The sequence below is a fragment of the Hydrophilobacter chitinilyticus genome, assembly GCF_049860745.1.
Classification (GTDB): domain Bacteria; phylum Pseudomonadota; class Gammaproteobacteria; order Burkholderiales; family Burkholderiaceae_C; genus Rhodoferax_B.
This window is the reverse complement of record NZ_CP187561.1, coordinates 2703259-2724667: the sequence shown is the minus strand read 5'-3', so window position 1 is coordinate 2724667 and position 21409 is coordinate 2703259. Positions and strand designations below refer to the sequence as shown.

The 21409-nt window shown below is 63.2% G+C and carries 16 protein-coding genes; 9 read left to right on the top strand and 7 right to left on the bottom strand.

The features are described from left to right. The first annotated feature begins 83 nt into the window (after window positions 1-83). The 3 genes from ACPWMG_RS12060 (at window position 84) to ACPWMG_RS12050 (ending at window position 4908) form a co-directional block, all read left to right on the top strand. The gene (locus tag ACPWMG_RS12060) at window positions 84-2726 is read left to right on the top strand and encodes a [protein-PII] uridylyltransferase (protein ID WP_483305236.1); all 2643 of its coding nucleotides are present in this window, start codon (window positions 84-86) and stop codon (window positions 2724-2726) included. Window positions 2727-2838: 112 nt separating this feature from the next. Further along, window positions 2839-3246, top strand: a complete 408-nt coding sequence (locus ACPWMG_RS12055; protein ID WP_483304878.1) for a DoxX family protein — start codon at window positions 2839-2841, stop codon at window positions 3244-3246. A 174-nt stretch (window positions 3247-3420) separates the two neighbouring features. Next, window positions 3421-4908 carry a serine hydrolase domain-containing protein gene (locus ACPWMG_RS12050; protein WP_483304877.1) on the top strand — a complete coding sequence of 496 codons (1488 nt, stop codon included), beginning with the start codon at window positions 3421-3423 and terminating at the stop codon, window positions 4906-4908. Here ACPWMG_RS12050 and def read toward each other — a convergent pair. Then, complete coding sequence (def, locus tag ACPWMG_RS12045; protein ID WP_483304876.1) at window positions 4860-5399, bottom strand: peptide deformylase; 540 nt, start codon at window positions 5397-5399, stop codon at window positions 4860-4862. The genes ACPWMG_RS12050 and def overlap by 49 nt on opposite strands. A gap of 75 nt (window positions 5400-5474) precedes the next feature. Between def and ACPWMG_RS12040 the strand changes: the two genes are divergently transcribed. Further along, window positions 5475-5915 carry a YbaN family protein gene (locus ACPWMG_RS12040; RefSeq protein ID WP_483304875.1) on the top strand — a complete coding sequence of 147 codons (441 nt, stop codon included), beginning with the start codon at window positions 5475-5477 and terminating at the stop codon, window positions 5913-5915. A gap of 17 nt (window positions 5916-5932) precedes the next feature. Beyond that, window positions 5933-6484: a cysteine hydrolase family protein gene (locus ACPWMG_RS12035; RefSeq protein ID WP_483304874.1), complete on the top strand. Its 552-nt coding sequence runs from the start codon at window positions 5933-5935 to the stop codon at window positions 6482-6484. Here ACPWMG_RS12035 and ligA read toward each other — a convergent pair whose 3' ends face one another. The 6 genes from ligA to ACPWMG_RS12005 form a co-directional block, all read right to left on the bottom strand. Further along, window positions 6485-8590 (bottom strand): NAD-dependent DNA ligase LigA, encoded by a 2106-nt coding sequence (ligA, locus tag ACPWMG_RS12030; RefSeq protein WP_483304873.1) that lies wholly within the window; start codon window positions 8588-8590, stop codon window positions 6485-6487. A 5-nt stretch (window positions 8591-8595) separates the two neighbouring features. Next, on the bottom strand, window positions 8596-9687 hold the full coding sequence (locus ACPWMG_RS12025) for a cell division protein ZipA C-terminal FtsZ-binding domain-containing protein (protein WP_483304872.1): 1092 nt from the start codon (window positions 9685-9687) through the stop codon (window positions 8596-8598). A gap of 3 nt (window positions 9688-9690) precedes the next feature. Continuing rightward, a complete protein-coding gene (gene smc / locus ACPWMG_RS12020) occupies window positions 9691-13218 on the bottom strand; it encodes a chromosome segregation protein SMC (protein WP_483304871.1) in 3528 nt (1175 codons plus the stop codon). A gap of 252 nt (window positions 13219-13470) precedes the next feature. Beyond that, on the bottom strand, window positions 13471-14586 hold the full coding sequence (locus ACPWMG_RS12015) for an NADH:flavin oxidoreductase/NADH oxidase (RefSeq protein ID WP_483304870.1): 1116 nt from the start codon (window positions 14584-14586) through the stop codon (window positions 13471-13473). Window positions 14587-14673: 87 nt separating this feature from the next. After that, window positions 14674-16017, bottom strand: coding sequence for a VanZ family protein (locus ACPWMG_RS12010; RefSeq protein WP_483304869.1), 1344 nt, complete (start codon window positions 16015-16017; stop codon window positions 14674-14676). A 14-nt stretch (window positions 16018-16031) separates the two neighbouring features. Beyond that, the gene (locus tag ACPWMG_RS12005; RefSeq protein ID WP_483304868.1) at window positions 16032-16925 is read right to left on the bottom strand and encodes a LysR family transcriptional regulator; all 894 of its coding nucleotides are present in this window, start codon (window positions 16923-16925) and stop codon (window positions 16032-16034) included. A gap of 186 nt (window positions 16926-17111) precedes the next feature. Here ACPWMG_RS12005 and ACPWMG_RS12000 point away from each other — a divergent pair, with 186 nt between their 5' ends. From ACPWMG_RS12000 to ACPWMG_RS11985, 4 genes are all read left to right on the top strand, one after another. After that, window positions 17112-18629, top strand: a complete 1518-nt coding sequence (locus ACPWMG_RS12000; RefSeq protein WP_483304867.1) for a CoA-acylating methylmalonate-semialdehyde dehydrogenase — start codon at window positions 17112-17114, stop codon at window positions 18627-18629. Next, window positions 18626-19009: a lysozyme inhibitor LprI family protein gene (locus tag ACPWMG_RS11995; protein ID WP_483304866.1), complete on the top strand. Its 384-nt coding sequence runs from the start codon at window positions 18626-18628 to the stop codon at window positions 19007-19009. Before ACPWMG_RS12000 ends, ACPWMG_RS11995 begins: the two co-directional genes overlap by 4 nt. Beyond that, window positions 19006-20166 (top strand): acyl-CoA dehydrogenase family protein, encoded by a 1161-nt coding sequence (locus ACPWMG_RS11990; RefSeq protein WP_483304865.1) that lies wholly within the window; start codon window positions 19006-19008, stop codon window positions 20164-20166. The genes ACPWMG_RS11995 and ACPWMG_RS11990 overlap by 4 nt, the downstream gene beginning before the upstream one ends. Window positions 20167-20265: 99 nt before the next feature. Beyond that, on the top strand, window positions 20266-21387 hold the full coding sequence (locus tag ACPWMG_RS11985; RefSeq protein WP_483304864.1) for an enoyl-CoA hydratase/isomerase family protein: 1122 nt from the start codon (window positions 20266-20268) through the stop codon (window positions 21385-21387). Window positions 21388-21409: the final 22 nt, after the last annotated feature.

The following is a 21409-nucleotide window of genomic DNA, read 5'->3' as shown; positions in this document are numbered from 1 at the left end:
CTACTTTGAACGCCCTGAGTGACACCACCCCACTGACAGCGGCACTCCCGCCGCTCGATGCCCAGCCAGCCGCCCCTGCCGCCGTGGTGGACATTGCGGCACTCAAAGTAGCCTACCAGCAGCAAAAGAAACTGCTGCTGGAATCGGTACGCAACAGCGGGGTCGGCACCCGCAGCGTGCACCCCGCCCTGCGTAACCTGGGGCACCTGGCACAAAACACCTTGCGCCAGTTGTGGGCAGCGGCCGGTTTTACCGACCATTGCACCCTGGTGGCCGTGGGCGGCTTTGGCCGTGGCGAGTTGTTCCCCAACTCCGACATTGACGTGTTGCTGCTGCTGCCTGATAACACCACGCCCGAAACCGACCCGGCTCTGCAAGAGCGTATCGAGACCTTCATCGGCAGTTGCTGGGACACCGGCCTGGAAATCGGCTCCAGCGTCCGCACCGTGGCCGATTGCCTGTCTGAGGCCAGCAAAGACGTCACCGTGCAGACCTCGCTGCTCGAATCGCAGCTCATCACCGGCAACAACACCTTGTACCGGCGCTTTCGCAAGCAGTTCACCGACCAGATCGACGCCAAAGCCTTTTTTGTGGCCAAAACGCTGGAGATGCGCCAGCGCCACAACAAGTTTGAGAACACGCCCTACTCGCTCGAGCCCAACTGCAAAGAGTCGCCCGGCGGGCTGCGCGACCTGCAAACCATTCTGTGGGTGGCCAAGGCCGCAGGCCTGGGCAAAACCTGGGACGAACTGGCCCGCAAAGGCCTGGCCACCAAATTAGAAGCGCGTCAGATCAAGGCCAACGAAGCGGTGCTGAGCCTGATCCGCGCGCGCCTGCACCTGGTGGCCGGCCGCCGCGAAGATCGCCTGGTGTTCGACCTGCAAACCGCCGTAGCGCAGACCTTTGGCTACGAAAACAGCTTGGACGGTGCCACCGGCACCCAGGCACGCGCCAGCGAAATTTTGATGCGCCGCTATTACTGGGCGGCCAAGGCGGTGACGCAACTCACGCACATCCTGCTGCTGAACATTGAAGAGCGACTGAACCCGTCGAGCCACCCGCTGCGCCCGATCAACGAGCGCTTCAACGAGAAGGCCGGCATGATTGACGTGGCCAGCGACGACCTGTACGAGCGGCACCCGCACGCCATTTTGGAGACCTTCTTGCTCTACGAGACCAACGAAGGTCTGCACGGTCTCTCGGCCCGCACGCTGCGCGCCCTTTACAACGCGCGGGCGTTGATGAAAACCGAGTTCCGCAACGATCCGGTGAACCGCGCCACGTTCAAACGCATCATGCAAGAGCCGGTGGGCATCACCCACGCCATGCGGCTGATGAACGAGACCTCGGTGCTGGGGCGCTACCTGCGGCCGTTTCGGCGCATTGTGGGACGCATGCAGCACGACCTGTTCCACGTCTACACGGTGGATCAGCACATCCTGATGGTGCTGCGCAACGTGCGTCGCTTCTTCATGGCCGAGCACGCCCACGAATACCCCAGTTGCTCGCAACTCGCCGCCGGCTGGGACAAGCCCTGGGTGCTGTACGTGGCCGCCCTCTTCCACGACATTGCCAAGGGCCGTGGCGGCGACCACTCCGATTTGGGCGCGCGCGATGTGCGCCGCTTCTGCAGCCAGCACGACATCAAGGGCGAAGACGCCAAGCTGATTGAATTTTTGGTGCACGAGCACTTGACCATGAGCCAAGTGGCGCAAAAGTCCGACCTCAGCAACCCCGAGGTGATTGCCGAGTTTGCGCGCCGCGTGGGCACCGAGCGCCGCCTCACCGCGCTGTACCTGCTGACCGTGGCCGACATTCGCGGCACCAGCCCCAAAGTGTGGAACGCCTGGAAGGGCAAGCTGCTGGAAGACCTGTACCGCTACACCATTCGTGCCCTGGGTGGCCGCGCGCCCGACCCCGGCGCCGAGGTAGAAGCCCGCAAGCGTGAGGCCCTGGCTTTACTGGCCCTGCATGCCGAACCGTTTGAATCGCAAAAAGCCCTGTGGGACACGCTGGACGTGGGGTACTTCATGCGCCACGACGCGGCCGACATCGCCTGGCACACGCGCCAGTTGTCGCGCCACATCGCCCGGGCCAACCAGGAGCTCAAAGACCCCAAGGACGGCGTGGCACCGCAGCCGATGAAACCCATCGTGCGCGCACGCCAGTCGCCGGTGGGTGAAGGCCTGCAAGTGATGGTGTTCACCCAAGACCAGCCCGATTTGTTTGCGCGCATTTGCGGCTTCTTCGACCAGTCGGGCTTCAGCATTCTGTACGCCAAGATCCACACCACCAACAACGGCTACGCGCTGGACACGTTCCAGATTGTCACCTCCATGTTGCCCGAGCACTACCGCGAGCTCACCAGCATGGTCGAGAACGACCTGGCCCGCACCCTCACCGAGCAAGGCCCGCTGCCGCCACCGAGCAAAGGCCGGGTGTCGCGCCGCGTGAAGAGCTTCCCCGTCGTGCCACGCGTCGACCTGCGCCCCGATGAAAAAGCCCAACGCTGGCTGCTCAGCATCTCGGCCAGCGACCGCGTGGGTTTGTTGTACGCCATGGCGCGCATCCTGGCCAAGCACCAACTCAGCGTGTTTTTGGCGAAGATCAACACCTTGGGCGAGCGTGTGGAAGATACCTTCCTGGTGCAAGGCACCGAGCTGCAATACAACCGCACGCGCATTCAAATTGAAACTGAGCTTGTGGATGCGCTGAACGCGGTCTAACGCTCGCTGACGATCACGTCTCCGATCGTCATCTTTTGGCGGCACAATGCCACGCGTCATCCCATTCTCATGGGTGGGTTGGCGCCGTTCCACCGCCTCATAAAAGATTGGATTGAAGTTGCGCTCTGATGATCTGGGAAAGTTTGTATTGCGTGTTGCCCTGGGCGTGCTGATCCTGTTGCATGGCATCGCCAAGATTCATGGCGGCGTAGGCCCGATCGCCTCCATGCTGGCCTCGCACGGTCTGCCATCCGCCATGGCCTATCTGGTGTTCATTGGTGAAATCATCGCGCCGGTGCTGCTCATCGTGGGCGTGTACACGCGCCTGGCGGCCTGGATCGTCGTGGTCAACATGCTCTTCGCCATCTACCTCGCGCACATGGGCATGCTGTGGGGTCTGAGCAAGAACGGCGGTTGGGTGTTGGAACTGCAAGGCATGTTCCTCTTCGCTGCCCTGGCTGTGGCCTTCATGGGTGCGGGGCGCTTCAGCATCGCGGGCAATGGCGGCAAGCTGAATTAATACCCCCTTAGAACGGTTTTACGTTCTTAGGCGTTCATGCACGCAGAGCAGTCGAATCAATGGCTGCTCAGCATGCGTCACGCGGCTGGTGTGCCCCGGATTTGAACAGGGGCGGCATATCTTCAGACCGTGCCCTACACTCGCTTGCAAGGTCAACAAGGCAAAGCGAGTGTCATGGCATCACGTGCAAAATCTCCCTGGCTCCAGGCTGCCCTGGACTACATCCCCGAGTGGCTCCAATTCCAGTTGGAGCGCTACCGCCATCCCGGCTTTTCCATCGCCATCGTGCACGACACCAAGCTTTTGCTCGAACAGGCTTTTGGTGTGGCCGACATGCGCACCGGCAAGCCGCTCACGCCACGGCATCGTTTTCGCATCGCATCCCATTCCAAGACATTTACCGCCAGCGGTGTCATGTTGCTGCGTGAGCAAGGCAAACTGGGGCTGGACGACCCGATTGGCCGCTACGTCAGCGGCCTGCACAAAGACCTAGCCAAAGCGCGCGTCGGCGAGCTGTTGTCGCACGGTGCGGGCGTGATCCGCGACGGTGCTGACGCGGGACAGTTTCTGGACCGCCGGCCCTTTCTGTCACGCGAAGAGCTACTGGCCGATCTGGCGCAAAAGCAGCCACTGGCCCCGGGCGTGCAACTCAAGTATTCGAACCATGGCTACGGCCTGCTCGGGCTGATGATGGAACAGGTGACCGGCACCGACTACGCCAGTTGGATGCGCGAACACGTCATCGCCGCCGCCGGCCTGCGCGAAACCGTGCCCGACATGCCATTCCTTCCCAAGTCGGCGCCCATGGCGGTGGGGCACAGCGCCGAGTTCCCGTTTGGCCAACGCCTCATCGTGCCGGGCGACAACCCTTGCAACGCGATCGCACCCGCAGGCGGCTTTGTGTCAACGGCTTCGGACGTGGCGCGCTTCTTTGCACAGCTCGCCCCCGGCAGCAAAGAGAGTATCTTGTCGCCCGCCAGCCGGCGCGAGATGGTGCAGCGCCGCTGGCGCGACCCCGTCAGCATGCTGGAAGCCCACTATGGACTGGGCACCATGATCGGCGCGCCCGGCCCCAAGGAGTGGCACGGCCACACCGGCGGGCTGCAGGGTTTTGTGTCGCGCACCGCGCACTTTCCGCACACGGGTTTCACCATCACCGTGCTGGTTCACGCGCAAGATGGTTTTCCGTTCGATTGGGTCGATGGCATCGCCAGCATCCTCGCGGCGTTTCAGCAACACGGCGCGCCATCCAAGAAAGTGGCCGACTGGCGCGGCCGCTGGTGGACCCTCTGGGGTGCCACCGACCTGGTGCCCATGGGCAACATCGTCTACGCCATCGCCCCACAGATGACCGTCCCCATCAACGCCGCCACCACCGAATTCGCCGTCACCGGCAAAGACAAAGGCATGCTGCAAAAGACCTCGGGCTACAACAGCCCCGGGCAATCGGTGCAATTGGAGCGCGACAAAAAAGGCCGGGCTACCGCGTTCTGGTGGGGCGGCACCAAACTGCTGCCGAAAGCCGATTTTCTGGCCGAAACGACCGAACGCTACAGCCCGGCGAAGCCTGCTAAACCTGCCGGACCCAAGAAGACAAAATCCAAGCCCAAGGGTCAATCGTCTTCAGTCGCGGCAATGCCGGGGAAAAGAACCTCGGTGTAGCCAAACTTGGAGAAGTCGCGCACACGCATGGGGTAGAGCTTGCCGATCAGGTGGTCGCATTCGTGCTGCACCACACGCGCATGGAAACCGTCGACAGTGCGGTCGATAGGATCGCCATACTGGTCAAAGCCGGTATAGCGAATCTTCGACCAGCGCGGCACCACGCCACGCAGGCCGGGCACCGAAAGGCAGCCCTCCCAATCGTCTTCTTCGGCATCGCCAATGGGAGTGATCACCGGGTTGACCAAGACCGTGGGGGGCACGATGGGCCGGTCGGGGTAGCGCGGGTTGCGGTCGTTCGAGCCGAAGATCACGAGTTGCAAGTCCACCCCAATCTGCGGCGCGGCCAGGCCTGCACCATTGACGGCGCGCATGGTGTCGAGCATGTCGCTGATCAGCAAGTGCAATTCGTCGGTGTCAAAAGTGGTCACCGGCTGGGCCACACGCAGCAGGCGCGGGTCGCCCATCTTGAGAATGTCGCGTACCGTCATGGGATTCGTTGTTTTAGAGAATAAAACGCAAGCATAACGCCGGGCACAATGCTTGGCTTAGCCATTGGAATTGCCTTGACCCAGCCCGACGCCCTACCGCCTGTACCCAACGCTGCAACACCCGTCCGCCCGCTGCCCCTGCTGGTGCGCTGGTTGCTGCTGCTGTTTGCGGTGTTGTGCCTGGTGATGGGCGTGATCGGCGTGTTTGTGCCAGGCCTGCCCACCACCGTATTTATCTTGCTGGCCGCATGGGCTGCCGCACGCAGTTCACCGCGCTTGAGCGCCTGGCTGGAGAACCACCGCCTGTTCGGCCCCATGATCATCAACTGGCGCAACGGCGGCACCGTAAGCCGCCGCGCCAAATGGAGCGCCACCATCATGATGGCGCTGTGCGCGGTGGTCGTGAGCTTTACCGCGCACCGACCTTGGCTGGCTTATCTGGCCATTGGATGCATGGCTACTGTGCTGGTGTGGCTCTGGTTCAGGCCGGAGCCTGCGCAGAATGAATCTGTCTAACTCAAAACTGAATTGCCATGCCGACCCCAGCCCTGATCATCATCGACATGCAACGCGGCATGCGGTCACCTGAGGCTGGCGCGCGCAACAACCCTGATGCCGAGTTCACCATGGCTCAACTGCTCATCGCCTGGCGCCAGGCCAGCGCCCCGGTGGTGCACATACGCCATATGTCGCGCACCCCTGGTTCGCTCTTTTGGCCAGGGCAAGCGGGCGCGGAATTTCAGCCCGCCTTGGCGCCGCTCGACACGGAACAGGTGTTCGAGAAAAACGTGCCCGATGCCTTCACACACAGCGGGCTGGAGCGTTGGCTGCATGCCAGAGGCATCGCAGCGGTGGTGATCGTCGGCGTGAGCACCAACAACTCGGTGGAATCCACCGCGCGCTCGGCCGGCAACCTCGGCTTCAAAACCTATGTGGCCGCGGACGCCTGCTTTGCGTTTGCCAAAACCGACTACGCCGGCGTGCCCCGCTCTGCGGACGAAGTACACACCATGGCGCTCGCGAATTTGGATGGTGAGTACGCCAGCGTGCAAACCAGCGTAGAGCTGTTGCGGCTGCTGGCTTAGCTACGCAGCAGACGACGCCAAAATCGCCAGCATCTCCGCCTCGTCCAGCACCGCCACACCCAGCTCCTGCGCCTTGGTGAGTTTGCTACCCGCCTCGGCACCGGCCACCACGTAGTCCGTTTTCTTGCTCACCGAGCCGGCCACTTTGGCGCCGGCGGCCTCCAACATTTCTTTGGCTTGTTCGCGGCTAAGTGTCGGGAAGGTGCCGGTAAGCACAAAGGTTTTGCCGGCCAGTGGTTTGGGGGCTTGTGCTGCGGCCTCGCCCTCTTTCCAGGTGACGCCGCAGGCGCGCAGTTGTTCAACTACTTCGCGGTTGTGCGGTTGGTCGAAAAAGGTGCGCAGGGCTTGGGCGACGATGGGGCCAACGTCTTCGACTTCGAGCAACTGCTCGACGCTGGCGTCCATGATGGCGTCTAGCGTGCCGAAGTGGCGCGCCAGCTCTTTGGCCGTGGCCTCACCAATGTGGCGAATGCCCAGGCCGAACAAGAAGCGTGGCAGCGTGGTTTGTTTGGATTTTTCCAGCGCTTCGAGCACGTTCTTCGCCGACTTGTCGGCCATGCGATCCAAGGCCGAGAGCGCCGTCAATCCCAGCTTGTAGAGGTCGGGCAGCGTGCGGATGACGTTGGTTTCCACCAGTTGGTCGACCAGCTTTTCGCCCAGTCCTTCCACTTCCACCGCGCGGCGTTGCGCGAAATGCAGAATCGCCTGCTTGCGCTGCGCGCCGCAAAACAGCCCGCCGCTGCAGCGGTGGTTCATTTCGCCTTTTTCGCGCACCACCGTGCTGCCGCAAATGGGGCATTGGCGTGGCATACGGAAGTTGGGCACATACTGCGGACGCTCTGCGACCACCACACCGACCACCTCTGGGATCACGTCCCCGGCACGGCGCACGATGGCTTGGTCGCCCACGCGTACCTTCTTTCGGCGCAGTTCAAACAGGTTGTGCAGCGTGGCGTTGGTCACCGTCACGCCGCCCACAAACACCGGCGCCAAGCGCGCCACGGGCGTGAGTTTGCCGGTGCGACCCACTTGCACGTCGATACCTTCGACGCGTGTGATCTGCTCTTGCGCCGGGTACTTGTGCGCCACGGCCCAACGCGGCTCGCGGCTCACAAAGCCCAACTGGCGCTGCAGCGCCAAGCTGTCGACCTTGTAGACCACGCCGTCGATGTCGTAGGGCAACTCATCGCGAGCTTCACCAATCTTCTGGTGAAACGCTATTAATTCCTCAGCACCCTGCGCACGCGTAACTTGCGCTGCGACCGGAAAGCCCCATGCCTTCAGCGTCTGCAGCATGTCGAAATGCGTGGCGAAAGCCGGACCGCCATCGGCTGCGGGCGTGACTTCCCCCAAGCCGTAGGCAAAGAAACTCAGCGGGCGTTGGGCGGCGATGCTCGAATCCAACTGGCGCACGGCCCCGGCGGCTGCGTTGCGCGGGTTGACGAAGCTTTTCTCGCCCTTCTCGCGCTGCTTCTCGTTCATGGCCTCGAAGTCGGCGCGGCGCATGTAGACCTCGCCGCGCACTTCCAGCACGGGCGGCACCTTGTCGCCGGTGATCCGCAATGGGATCTGCTTGATGGTGCGGATGTTCTGCGTGACGTCTTCACCGTTTTCGCCGTCGCCGCGTGTGGCGGCTTGCACCAACACGCCGTGTTCAAAACGCAGGTTCATGGCCAGGCCGTCGAACTTCAGTTCACACACGTAGGTGATAGGCGCTTCGCTCTCGGCCAAGCCCAGCTCGCGCCGCACCCGGCCATCAAAGGCGCGTGCACCTTCTTCGGTGATATCGGTTTCGGTGCGAATGCTGAGCATGGGCACGGCGTGGCGCACCGAGGCAAATACCGGCAGCGGCGCGCCGCCGACGCGTTGCGTGGGCGAGTCGGCGCTGCGCAGTTCGGGGTGCGCCTCCTCAATCGCTTGCAGGCGTTGAAAAGCGCGGTCGTACTCGGCATCGGGCACGCTGGGCTCGTCGAGCACGTAGTACTGGTGCGCCCAGGCGTGTAATTGCTGATGCAGTTGCGCCACTTCTTTGGCTACGTCTTGAGCCTGTTTATCGGCACCAGCGCCATCAGGCGCTTCCGCGCCAAAGAGATCGGGGGTTGTCATGGTTCTTAGCTAAACAAACGACGGGCCAAAGCCGAACCGGCAGACAGTTCGCGCCCATCCAGCGTGTCGTAGAGTTTTTCGAGATCGGCGCCAATCTGGTCCATCACCTCGGCTTGCAGTGGGCGGCCGTCGTCGTCGGTCACCATGCCGTCCATGGCCTGGGCCAGCGTGTTGGCGACTTCGCGCATGCGGGCGAAGGGTTGCTCGGTGCGGGCGACTTGCGGCACGTCCAGGCTCAGCGAGATTTCGCGGATGGCCGATTGGTCCGGGTCTTCGGCCAGCGCCGCTTGGGAGTCGAACGCCAGACCCAGCACGGCGGGTTGCCCTGCCACACTGGCGGGCAACACCATGCGGCCAGGAATCAGCCCCGGCACAAAGCCCAGGCGCGCGGCGTGCTGTTGCACGTAGCCAGGGCTCCAGGCGGTGCGCATGGCGCGCAGCGTGAAGCCGAGTTGGGCGTCGTGGTCGTTGGCGAACTGGTCGAGTTCGCGGCCACGCGCCACTTCTTCGCGCATCTCGGGGAACTCGGGCGCGCCGCCCACGGCGTCGCAGAAGGCGGTGGCCTTCATCACGAATTCGGAGTATTCGATTTCGTTCAACGCGCCGGTGCGGTTGGCCAATTGCACACCGGCTTGCAGGGCGCCGTAGCGCTGGCCGGCTTGGGTGGGCTCCCACACTTGCGTGGCACTGTTCAGGCCTTCCACGGCAAACGGCTTGCTGCCCACACGTCGGGTGCTGGGCAACGCGGCCAAGGCGGCGTCACCTGACACTTCGGCTTCGAGCGAGATGGGGGCGATCACGTCGATCAGCGGGTCGAGCCCGGCGCGGCGCTCGGGCGACGGGATGTTCATGCCGGCAAAGCCGTCGTCAAAACCGGGGTCTTGGCGCTCGGCGGCTTGGCCCTCAGGGTGCGCGCCATCCAGGGTGGGCTCTTGTTGAAAACCGGAATTAGCGGACTTCGGGAGCTTGCTGTCGCTGGCTTCGGGCTCGGCCTGGCGCGGCGCGTTGCGGCGCGAAGTCCAGGCGCCGTGGGCCACCACCGCGGCCAACACCACACCGCCGGCGACGGCCAAACCAATTTGTAGGGTACTGCTCATTGTTTAGTTGGCTTCCGCCATAGAGAGCGCCGACTCCATGTCGACGGCCACGATGCGCGACACGCCCTGCTCCTGCATCGTCACGCCGATGAGTTGCTGGGCCATCTCCATGGCAATCTTGTTGTGGCTAATGAAAAGAAACTGCGTGCCTTTGCTCATGCTCGACACCAGTTTGGCGTAGCGCTCGGTGTTGGCATCGTCGAGGGGGGCATCCACCTCATCGAGCAAACAGAACGGCGCGGGGTTCAGTTGAAAAATGGCAAACACCAACGCAATCGCCGTCAGTGCTTTTTCGCCACCCGACAGCAAATGGATGGTCTGGTTCTTCTTGCCCGGCGGCTGGGCGATCACCTGCACGCCCGAGTCCAGGATTTCGTCGCCGGTGATGACCAGGCGCGCGTTGCCGCCACCAAACAGCTCGGGGAACATCTTGCTGAAGTGGTCGTTCACGGTGTTGAAGGTGCCCGACAACAGCTCGCGCGTTTCACCGTCGATCTTGCGGATGGCGTCTTCCAGCGTGTTCATCGCTTCGGTCAAATCAGCCGTTTGTGAATCGAGGAACTGTTTGCGTTCGCGCGCGGCGGTCAGCTCGTCCAGCGCGGCCAGGTTGACGGCACCCAGAGCCGCAATCTCGCGGTTCAAGCGGTCGATTTCGCTTTGCAAGCCGGTGAGGCGCACATTGCCTTCTTCAATCGAGCGGGCCACGGCTTCCAGGTCAGCCTTGGCATCGGTCAGCAACTGGTCGTATTGCTCGAAGCCCAGACGCGCGGCCTGTTCTTTCAGTTGCAGTTCGGTGATGCGTTGGCGCAGCGGGTCGAGCTCGCGCTCCAGCTTCAAGCGGCGCTCGTCGCTGGCGCGCAGCTTGGCGGTCAGGTCGTCGTAGGCGCTGCGCTTGGCGCCCAGGGCGGCTTCGCGTTCGGACTTCAACTCCAGCGCGTTTTGCAGGCCGGCTTGCGCGGCGGCATCGCTCAGGCGCGCGAGTTCGTCGCGGGCGCGTTGTTCTTCGTCGGTCAGCGCGGCGGTTTGCTGCGCGGCCATGTCGATGGAGCGTGTGAGTTCGGTGCGACGCGCGCCCACGCTGCGGTGCGCAAACGTAGCTTCTTGCGCCTGGCGCTCCAGGCCGCGTTGTTGCTCGCGGCATTCGGCCAGCTTGCGCTGCACGTCGATCACGCGTTCTTCAAGCTGCGCGTGGCGCTCTTGGGTGTCGGCCAACTGCATGTCCAGCTCTTCGAAGCGGCCTTCGGCGGTGATGCGGCGCTCTTGCAGGTCTTCGAGTTGCGCATCAACCTCTGCCAAGTCGCCGGCCAGTTGCGCATTGCGCGCCCGCGCCTGCTCGGCCTGCTGCGCCAGGCGCATGGTTTCCACCTGCAGTTCGTGCGCACGGCCTTGCACTTCGGTGGCTTCGCGCCGGGCAGTGACCAGGCGTTGCGAAGCTTCGCCGTAGGCGGCCTCGGCGCGCACCAGGGCGCTGCGGCTGTCGTCCACGATGAAGGTTTGCGCGCGCAGTTGCTTCTCCAGGTTTTCGATTTCTTGCGCACGCGCCAGCAAGCCGGCCTGCTCGGAGTCTTGCGCGTAGAAGTTCACGCCGTGCGCGCTCACCGCATGGCCGTTGGCCACGTAGATCACTTCGCCGCCTTTGAGCTGGCTACGCTGGGCCAGCGCTTCGTCCAGCGACTCGGCCGTAAAGCAGCCTTGCAGCCAGTCGTCCATCAACGCGGTCAGGCTTGCATCGTGGATGCGCAGCAGGCTGGCCAGGCGCGGCAAGCTGCCAGCGGCCAAGGGCGCCCCGGCCTGCGGCGGGCTGTAGAAAGCCAACTTGGCGGGGGGGGCCTCGGTGCCGTTGTGGCCCAGGAAACCCCGCACCATCTCCAGGCGCGACACTTCAAGCGCGCCCATGCGTTCACGCAGCGCGGCCTCCAAAGCGTTTTCCCAGCCTTGCTGGATGTGCAGGCGCGTCCACAGTCCTTGCAAACCGTCGAGGCCTTGCTTGGCCAGCCAGGGTTGCAGCTTGCCATCGGTGCGCACTTTTTCTTGCAGTGCTTTCAGCGCTTCCATGCGCGCCGAGAAGTCGGTTTGTCTACTCGACTCGGTGTTGACGGTTTGCTGCGCGGTGCGGCGCGCGTCATCCAACTGCGGCACGCTTTCCTGCAGGTCTTGCAGGCGCGCATCGGCCTCGGCGGCGGCCTCTTGCGCGGCGGCCAGTTGTTCTTGCAGGTCTTGCAAGCGCGCCTCATCAGGGGCAGCCAGGGCTTTTTGGTCGGCACTCAGGCGGTCGCGGCGCTGGTTGAGTTGGCGCGACTGTTCTTCAATGCTGCGTTGGTCGGCGGCCAGCACCTGGATTTGCTGCTGCACCTGGTTGACCTGGGTGCGTTGTTCGTTGGCCTCGTTTTGCGCGCGGCGCTGGGCCTCTTCCAGATCAGGCAGTTGTGCGGCTTGTTCTTCCACTTGCGCGGCCAGCAGCTCGGCTTGCTCCTCGGCGTGCATGCCTTGGGCTTCCAGGTTTTCAACCTCGGCCGTGGCGTCGTCGCGCCGCTGCGCCCACTGCGCAATTTGTTCTTTCAGCGTGCCCAGGCGTTGCTCGACGCGCTGGCGGCCTTCGACCACAAAACGAATCTCGCCTTCCAGGCGGCCCACTTCGGCGCTGGCCTCGTACAGCTTGCCCTGGAACTGGTTGACCTCGTCACCGGCGGCGTAGTGCGCCTGGCGCACCGCTTCCAACTCGGCTTCGACGTGGCGCAGGTCGGCCACGCGCGACTCTAAATCGTTCACGGCTTGCAGGCCGTCGGTCTGGATCTTGGCCTTGTCGCCTTCGCTCTCGGTCTTCTTCAAGTACCACAGTTGGTGCTGTTTCAGCGAGGCGCTGGCGTGCAATTGGTTGTAGCGGTTGGCGACCTCGGCCTGCTTTTCCAAGCGCTCAAGGTTGGCGTTCAGCTCGCGCAGGATGTCTTCCACGCGGGTGAGGTTTTCGCGTGTGTCGCCCAGGCGGTTTTCGGTTTCGCGGCGGCGTTCCTTGTATTTGGAAACACCTGCGGCTTCTTCCAGAAACAAGCGCAATTCTTCCGGCCGCGACTCGATGATGCGGCTGATGGTGCCCTGGCCGATGATGGCGTAGGCGCGCGGGCCCAGGCCGGTGCCCAGAAACACGTCTTGCACGTCGCGCCGACGCACCGGCTGGTTGTTGATGTAGTAGCTGCTGGTGCCGTCGCGCGTCAGCACACGCTTGACGGCAATTTCGGTGAACTGCGACCACTGGCCGCCGGCACGGTGGTCGGCGTTGTCAAACACCAGCTCCACGCTGGAGCGGCTGGCCGGCTTGCGGGTGTTGGTGCCGTTGAAGATCACGTCTTGCATGGACTCGCCACGCAGCTCGGAAGCCTTGCTCTCGCCCAGCACCCAGCGCACCGCATCCATGATGTTGGATTTGCCGCAGCCATTGGGCCCCACCACACCCACCAGTTGCCCCGGCAGATGGAACGTGGTGGGCTCGGCAAAGGATTTGAAGCCAGATAACTTGATCGAACTAAGACGCACCGCACACCCTGTGTTGTAGAACCCACAGCCTACTATGCAACGCACAGTTCAACCGGTAAGCCCTTGTTTTGTAACGACCTTTTTACATTGTGTGGGCACCGCTTGCGGCGGCGCACAAGCGGGCAAGTTTAACCGAGGGCTTGGCACTAAATCACGCTTGGTTTGGGCTGTTCCAAGCGGCGGGTTCGCTACGCTTTCAATAGCTGCTTGCGTTGATCTAGATTACGCCAGCAGCCTGTTTGGCTTAAAGCTTCAGCGCTGGCCAATCTTCGCGCCGATGAACAAGTCCTTGTACTCACGCGGCTGCGAGCGCCAGTATTGCGGCGGCGCCTGCACCTGCGCGCCCAGCTCCGCCGCCACGTGCCAAGGCCAGCGCGGATTGAACAACACGGCGCGCGCCACGCCCACCATGTCGGCCTGGCCATTGGCCACGATGGCCTCGGCGTGCTGCGCTTCGGTGATCAGACCGACGGCAATGGTCGGCATGCCGCAGTCTTGTTTGATGCGCTCGGCAAACGCCACCTGGTAGCCCGGCGACAGCGGAATCTTTTGCAGCGACGACACGCCGCCGCTCGACACGTGGATGAAGTCGCAGCCACGCGCCTTCAACGCATGGCCGAACACCACGCTTTGCTCCACGTCCCAACCGCCGTCCACCCAGTCGCTGGCGGAAAGGCGCAGGCCCACGGCCATAGACGCCGGCACGGCCTCGCGCACCGCGTCAAACACTTCGAGCGGGAAACGCATGCGGTTCTCCAAGCTGCCGCCGTAGACATCGGTGCGCTGGTTGGAGATGGGCGACAAGAACTGGTGCAACAGGTAGCCGTGCGCGCCATGCAGCTCGATGGCGTCGATGTCCAGCGCGTGTGCGCGGCGCGCGGCCTGCACAAAGGCGGCTTTGACGCGGGCCAGACCGGCTGCGTCCAACGCCAGCGGCGGCACTTCAGTGGCGTTGTGTGGCACGGCAGACGGGGCGACGGTGTCCCAGCCGCGCGGCTGGCCAGGTGGCACTTGCTGGCCGCCGGCCCATGGCACTTCGCTCGATGCCTTGCGGCCGGCATGCGCCAACTGCACGGCGATTGGAATCGGCGCGAAGCGGCGAATGCCCGCCAGCACCTTGGCCAAGGCCTCTTGGTTGGCGTCGCTATAGAGCCCCAAGTCATCGGCCGTGATGCGGCCAATGGCCTCAACCGCCGTGGCTTCAATGATCAACAGCCCGGCGCCCGAAGCCGCCAGTTGGCCCAGGTGCATCATGTGCCAGTCGGTGGCGTTGCCATCGTCTGCGCTGTATTGGCACATGGGCGCGATGACGATGCGGTTGGCCAGGGTGAGCGGGCCGATGGACGTAGGGGAGAACAATGCACTCATAGGATTTGATCGCTTGACAACAAGGAAGGGCTGGTTATAGCAGTGCGTTGCCAATCTTGCAGACGCGCCGCGCCCCGCCCTGACGACCTAAAGGGTGCCGGAAGCTGTGCGCCGTGCGGGCGCCTGAGCACGGTACGATGCCCGCGGCGCGCGCAAGGCCGATACCAGCCAGCCCATGGCAAGGGCGGTGAACACCGAGGTGATCTCTGCCGTGCGCCCCGGCAAATAGCGCTGCAGCCATTCACCGACAAACGCCATCACGGCCACGCAAATGGTCACGCCCACCAGCGTCGAGCCCATGCGCACAGCGGCCCAGATGGCTGCGCCAAAACACAGGCCTTCAAACGCCACCGAACTCACCACGGCCTCGATGCTGCCACTGAGCGACGAGGCAAATGGCACCCAACCCATGGGCGTGGCAAATTCGCTGAATTGGTACGGCGCCAACTCGTAGGCCAGGTAATTGAGCACCGCCACCAGCAAGACCAGCATCAGGCGCTGGCTTTCGCGCAGCAGGTCGAGCGCCAGCCACACCAGGCCGCCCAGGCCGATGCCCAGCACTACCGCCACGCCGGGCTGCTGGCGAATCACCACAAACTTGGCGCCCACCATGCCCAGCGTCACCAATAACGCCACAGGCCGCGCGATACGGCTGAGAGAGGCTGAGCGCAGCAGGTACACCAAAGCCTCCAGGCCCAGCACAGTCATGCCCACATGCGACAACATGCGCGTGGGCTGCCAGAAAGGCAACAACCACAACGACTTGACGTTTTCGTAGACCGAAGAAACGTCCAGTGTTGGAATGAGCGGAAACAGCTCAGCCACCACCCAGATGCTCACCATCACCACAGCAAACTTATCGGCCTGCTGCAATTTGGGGTGGCGTTGCAGCAGGTTGTTGGCGGCACTGGCCGAGGCCAGCCCTAGCGCCAAGCCGACCAGATGGCCCACCATGTTGTTGATGATGTCGACCAGCGCGGGTGTGCGCGGCAAATAGATTTGCAGCCACTGCAGCACCGTCGCCACGGCCAGCGACACGATGAACCACATTAACTGTTTGGCCCAAAAACTGCGCCGCCCTTTGTAGTGCCAGGCCAGTAGCCAGCCCAGCGGCAGAAACAGCACCACGTTCTCCACGATGTCGCTCAGGCCAGTTTTCATCTCGTAGATGAAGTCCTGCGGATGCTCGAAATCCCAGGTCAGCGGGTACAACGAACCGTAGACGATCAACAACAGCAGCACCGTGACGGCCACGCGAAACGTGGTCTCGCGGCCAGCGCCGGGCGCGGTTTGAGATGAGCTTCGGCGCGAACGCGACGACCGGCTTGAACCACTTGACCCTCTGCCCGAGCTTCGCCCGCTGCCCCGGCTGGAGCCCGATTCCCCCGAGGTGGGTGGCGGTGGCGGCGTGTGGTCAGTCGGTTGTTCCATGGTGTGAATCTAATCTACTTTGATGAACCCAAAAGCAAACTTTGTTGCCCCTCTGCCGCACTCTTGATAAAGCTCCACGCCGCCTGCATGCGCGCCAGATGCTTGATCTCCACCGGCATCGACATCCAGAAGGTACGCGTCATCAGCCGCTCGGGCAGCACCGGGCGCAGGCTTTTGTCTTGGTGACCAATGAAGCGCGGCAATACGCCGATGCCCGCACCAGCGGCAATCGCCTGGTGTTGCGCCAGGATGCTGGTGCTGCGCAGGCCCACGCGTTCGGGGCGGCACAGCTCGTCCAGGTAATGCAGCTCTTGGCTGAACAGCAGGTCATCCACGTAACCAATGAACATGTGCTGGTCTAGATCTTCACGGCTTTGGATCGGCGGGCGCGCGTCTAGATACTTCGCCGAGCCATACAAACCCAGCACGTAATCGGTGAGCTTCAGCACCACAAACGGGCCGCGCTTGGGGCGCTCCAGCGTGATCACAATGTCGGCCTCGCGGCGCGAGAGGTTGACCACACGTGGCACGGCCAGCAGGTCGACCACCAGGCGCGGGTGCTGCGCCACCAGTTGGCCGAGTTGCGGCGCGAGCATGGTGGCGCCGTAGCCTTCGGTGCAGCCCACGCGCACCACGCCGGCCAGGTCGCCCGCCGGGTCGAGCACCTCGCGCTGCACGGCGATGGTGGCCGACTCCATGTTCTCGGCGTGCTGCAGCAGTTTGCGGCCGGCCTCGGTCAGCGTGTAGCCAGCGGGCATGCGGTCGAACAAAGGGGCACCGATGGCGGCTTCGAGGGCCTGGATGCGGCGCGACACTGTTGTGTGGTCGACCTCCAAACGGCGCGCCGCCACCACCAAGCGGCCGGTACGCGAAAGCTCCAAGAAGAAGCGAAAGTCGTCCCAGTTCACGTTTGTCTCCGTCTTCTTTTTGTCGCGCTATTGCAGCGCCATTGCAGATTTTTTGCTGTGCAAATTTGCAGATGCCGCTCGTATTTTTGACGCTTGTAAGGGCGAGTTTGCGATGTTAGCATCGTCCGAGAAGGCGCTTCAGACGCCCGCCAAACATGCCCAAACAGGCCAATTACGGAGACAAACATGACCACCCAAGCCACCACCAAAATCCCCACCGTCAAGCTACTGATCAACGGCGAGTTCGTTGAATCCCAGTCCACCGTGTGGCGCGACATCGTCAACCCCGCCACGCAGGAAGTGCTGGCCCGCGTGCCTTTCGCCACGCCCGATGAAGTCAACGCGGCCGTCGCCTCGGCCAAGACCGCATTCAAGACCTGGCGCAAAACGGCCATTGGCGCGCGCGCCCGCATCTTCCTGAAGTACCAACAACTCATCCGCGAAAATATGGGCTCGCTGGCGGCCACCCTCACGGCCGAGCAAGGCAAGACCCTGCCCGACGCCGAGGGCGATGTGTTCCGTGGCCTGGAGGTGGTGGAGCACGCCGCCAACATCGGCAACCTGCAGTTGGGAGAACTGGCGAACAACGTGGCGGGTGGTGTGGACACCTTCACCCTGCTGCAGCCGCTGGGCGTGTGTGCGGGCATCACGCCCTTCAACTTCCCGGCGATGATCCCGCTGTGGATGTTCCCCATGGCAATTGCCACCGGCAACACTTTTGTGCTCAAGCCGTCCGAGCAAGACCCCATGGTCACCATGCGCCTGTGTGAACTGGCGTTGGAGGCCGGCATTCCCCCCGGCGTACTCAACGTCGTGCACGGCGGCGAAGACGTGGTCAACGCCATCTGCGATCACGCCGACATCAAGGCCGTGTCGTTCGTCGGCTCCACCAAGGTCGGCACCCACGTCTACAACCGCGCCACGCTGGCCGGTAAACGTGCGCAATGCATGATGGGCGCAAAGAACCACGCCATCGTGATGCCCGATGCGAACAAAGACCAAACCCTGAACGCCATCGCCGGTGCGGCCTTTGGCGCGGCGGGCCAGCGCTGCATGGCGCTGTCAGTGGTGGTGCTGGTGGGTGAGGCGCAGCAATGGGTGCCCGAACTGGTGGCCAAGGCCAAGACGCTGAAGATTGGCGCCGGCACCGAAAAAGGTGTGGACGTGGGCCCGCTCGTGTCGTGCGCCGCATACGACCGTGTCAACGGTTTGATCGCCCGGGGAGAGGCCGATGGCGCCAAGCTGGAGCTTGATGGCCGCAAGCCCACGGTGCCCGGCTTTGAGAAAGGCAACTTTGTCGGCCCCACCATCTTCTCGGGCGTGAAACCCGGCATGTCGATCTACGACCAAGAAGTCTTCGGCCCGGTGCTGTGCCTGGCCGCCGCCGACAACATCGACGACGCCATCGAGCTGATCAACAGCAATGTCAACGGCAACGGCACCGCCATCTTCACGCAAAGCGGTGCGGCCGCGCGGCGCTTTCAAGAAGACATTGACGTGGGCCAGGTGGGCATCAACGTACCGATTCCAGTGCCAGTGCCACTGTTCTCGTTCAGCGGCTCGCGCGGCTCCAAGCTGGGCGACCTGGGGCCTTATGGCAAGCAGGTGATCTTGTTCTACACACAAACCAAAACGGTCACCCAGCGCTGGTTTGACGACAGCACCGTGTCCCATGGCGTCAACACCACCATCAGTCTGAAGTGAAAAGAGTGCTTCTCGGGGTGGCCGCGATGACCTTGCTCATCGCGGCTGCGCATGCGGGTGTTTATGACAATACAACCAAGTGCAACCCCAATGGCAATCAGCAGGAAATGAACACCTGCGCGCGAGAAGACTACCGTGCGGCTGACGCGGCATTGAACATCCGTTATGGTGAAGTGATGAAGCCACTTTCGCCGCAAGTGCGCAGCGCTTTGCGCACCGAGCAACGCAACTGGCTCAAGAGCCGCGATCCAACGTGCAAACGCGAGGCCAACGCGTACGAAGGCGGCTCCATGTGGCCGCTGGTATTGGATAGCTGCCTGGCACGCTTGACACGCACACGCACGACCGAACTTGATCGCTGGAAAGACCGCGAAAAATGAATTTTGAACTGTCCGAAGAGCAGCGCGCCTTTGCCGAATCTGCACATGATTTTGCGCAGGCCGAATTTGCGCCTCATGCGGCGCAGTGGGATCGCGAAGCGATCTTTCCGCGCGAGGCGATTGCCAAGGCTGGAGCCTTGGGCTTTTGCGGCCTGTACGCGCCCGAACGCATCGGCGGGCTGGCCCTGCCCCGGCTGGATGCGACGCTGGTGTTTGAAGAGCTGGCGGCGGTCGACCCGTCGACCACGGCCTTCATCACCATCCACAACATGGCCACCTGGATGCTCGGCACCTGGGGCACCGACGCCGTGTGCCAGCGCTGGGGCGAAGCGCTGACCAGCGGCGCGCAATTGGCGTCGTATTGCCTCACCGAGCCGGGCGCGGGCTCCGATGCTGCCGCGCTGAAAACCCGCGCCGAGCGGCAAGGCGATGGCTATGTGATCAACGGCGGCAAAGCCTTCATCTCGGGCGCGGGCAGCACCGATGTGCTGGTGCTGATGGCGCGCACCGGCGGCCCGGGCGCGGCCGGTGTTTCTGCCTTTGCCGTGCCGGCCGATGCGCCGGGCATCAGCTACGGCAAGAAAGAACACAAGATGGGCTGGAACAGCCAGCCCACGCGCACCATCAGTTTCGACAACGTGCGTATCCCCGCCGACCACCTGCTCGGAGCCGAAGGCGAAGGCTTTCGCATCGCCATGAAGGGGCTGGACGGCGGGCGCATCAACATCGCCACCTGCTCGGTGGGCGCGGCCCAAGGCGCGTTGGACGCCGCACGCGGCTACCTGCACGAGCGCCAACAGTTTGGCAAACCACTGGCAAGCTTTCAGGCGCTGCAATTCAAGTTGGCCGACATGGCCACCGAACTGGTGGCCGCGCGCCAAATGGTGCGCCTGGCCGCCAGCAAACTCGATGCCGCACACGCTGACGCCAGCACCTACTGCGCCATGGCCAAACGCTTTGCAACGGATGCGGGCTTCAACGTCTGCAACGAAGCGCTGCAGTTGCACGGCGGCTACGGCTATCTGAACGAATTTCCGCTGGAGCGCTTGGTACGCGACGCGCGTGTGCACCAGATTCTGGAAGGCACGAACGAGATCATGCGGGTGATCGTGGCGCGGCGGCTGCTGGATGTGAACGCACACGACATCCCACGGTGAAACGAGACGCGCTGCACGCTTATGATCAAACCAAGCTGCAGCGCTCATTCAATATGCGTGAGCAGCTAGCACTTCAATAGCAATCTATTTTTCTGATCCATGACCTCTGTATCTGACGACGTGATCCTGTTCGATGAAATCGCCACCGCCAGTGGCCAACGTTTTGGCGTGGCCACGCTCAACGTGCCCGCTGCCCTCAACGCGCTGTCGCTGCGCATGGTGGAGCTGCTCACACCGCAACTGCAACAGTGGGCGGATGACGACAACATCGCAGGTGTCATCCTGCAAGCCAGCGGCGAAAAAGCCTTTTGCGCGGGCGGCGACATTCGCGGCCTGTACGACACCATCCGCACCCACGGCAGCGCGCCCAACCCCTACGCGCAAAACTTCTTCGCCACCGAGTACGTGCTCGACCACCTGATCCACAACTACCCCAAGCCCTTTCTGTGCTGGGGCAACGGCATCGTGATGGGCGGCGGCGTGGGCTTGTTGGCTGGCGCGTCGCACCGCGTGGTCACGCCCACCAGCCGCATCGCCATGCCCGAGATCAACATCGGCCTGTACCCCGACGTGGGCGGCAGTTGGTTTCTGCGCCGCATGCCGGGGCGCGTGGGCCTGTTCTTGGCACTCACCGCTGCGCCGCTCAACGCCAACGACACCTTGTTCTGTGGCCTGGCCGACGTGTGTATCGACCAGGCGCGCAAGGCCGATGTGCTGCAAGCGATCAGCAGCACCACCTGGGGCTCAGAGCCCGAAGCCAACCGCGCCACGCTCTCACGCCTGCTCGACGGCTTTGCCGTGAGCACCCTGCCCGCCTCGCTGGTGCGCGAACACTTCGACACCGTCAACCAACTCATGGCCGGTGAAGCGTTGGCCGTGATCGACCAACGCCTGCGCACCTTGCAGAGCGATGTGCCGTGGCTCACCACCGCTGCCACCACCTACACCAAGGGCTCGCCCACCAGCGCCGCCATCTCGTTTGCGCTGTGGCAGCGTGTGCCACGCATGTCGCTGGCTGAGGTGTTCCGCGTCGAATACAACGTGTCGCTGGCCTGCTGCGCACACCCTGATTTTCCGGAAGGCACACGTGCCCTGCTGGTCGACAAAGACCGCAATCCACGCTGGCAACCAGCAACACTCGCCGAGGTCACAACCGCCATCATCGAAGACCACTTCATCGACCGCTTTGAGGGCACACACCCGCTAGCTGGTCTGACCTAACCGACGACTTAAAAACAAAACC

What these genes read in the sequence shown, in the direction of transcription:
- ACPWMG_RS11990 (WP_483304865.1), top strand. Translation starts at nt 19,006, where the DNA reads ATGAATTTTGAACTGTCCGAAGAGCAGCGCGCCTTTGCCGAATCTGCA.
- def (WP_483304876.1), bottom strand. Translation starts at nt 5,399, where the DNA reads ATGACGGTACGCGACATTCTCAAGATGGGCGACCCGCGCCTGCTGCGT.
- ACPWMG_RS12000 (WP_483304867.1), top strand. Translation starts at nt 17,112, where the DNA reads ATGACCACCCAAGCCACCACCAAAATCCCCACCGTCAAGCTACTGATC.
- ACPWMG_RS12035 (WP_483304874.1), top strand. Translation starts at nt 5,933, where the DNA reads ATGCCGACCCCAGCCCTGATCATCATCGACATGCAACGCGGCATGCGG.
- ACPWMG_RS12025 (WP_483304872.1), bottom strand. Translation starts at nt 9,687, where the DNA reads ATGAGCAGTACCCTACAAATTGGTTTGGCCGTCGCCGGCGGTGTGGTG.
- ACPWMG_RS11985 (WP_483304864.1), top strand. Translation starts at nt 20,266, where the DNA reads ATGACCTCTGTATCTGACGACGTGATCCTGTTCGATGAAATCGCCACC.
- ACPWMG_RS12050 (WP_483304877.1), top strand. Translation starts at nt 3,421, where the DNA reads ATGGCATCACGTGCAAAATCTCCCTGGCTCCAGGCTGCCCTGGACTAC.
- ACPWMG_RS12015 (WP_483304870.1), bottom strand. Translation starts at nt 14,586, where the DNA reads ATGAGTGCATTGTTCTCCCCTACGTCCATCGGCCCGCTCACCCTGGCC.
- ACPWMG_RS12010 (WP_483304869.1), bottom strand. Translation starts at nt 16,017, where the DNA reads ATGGAACAACCGACTGACCACACGCCGCCACCGCCACCCACCTCGGGG.
- ligA (WP_483304873.1), bottom strand. Translation starts at nt 8,590, where the DNA reads ATGACAACCCCCGATCTCTTTGGCGCGGAAGCGCCTGATGGCGCTGGT.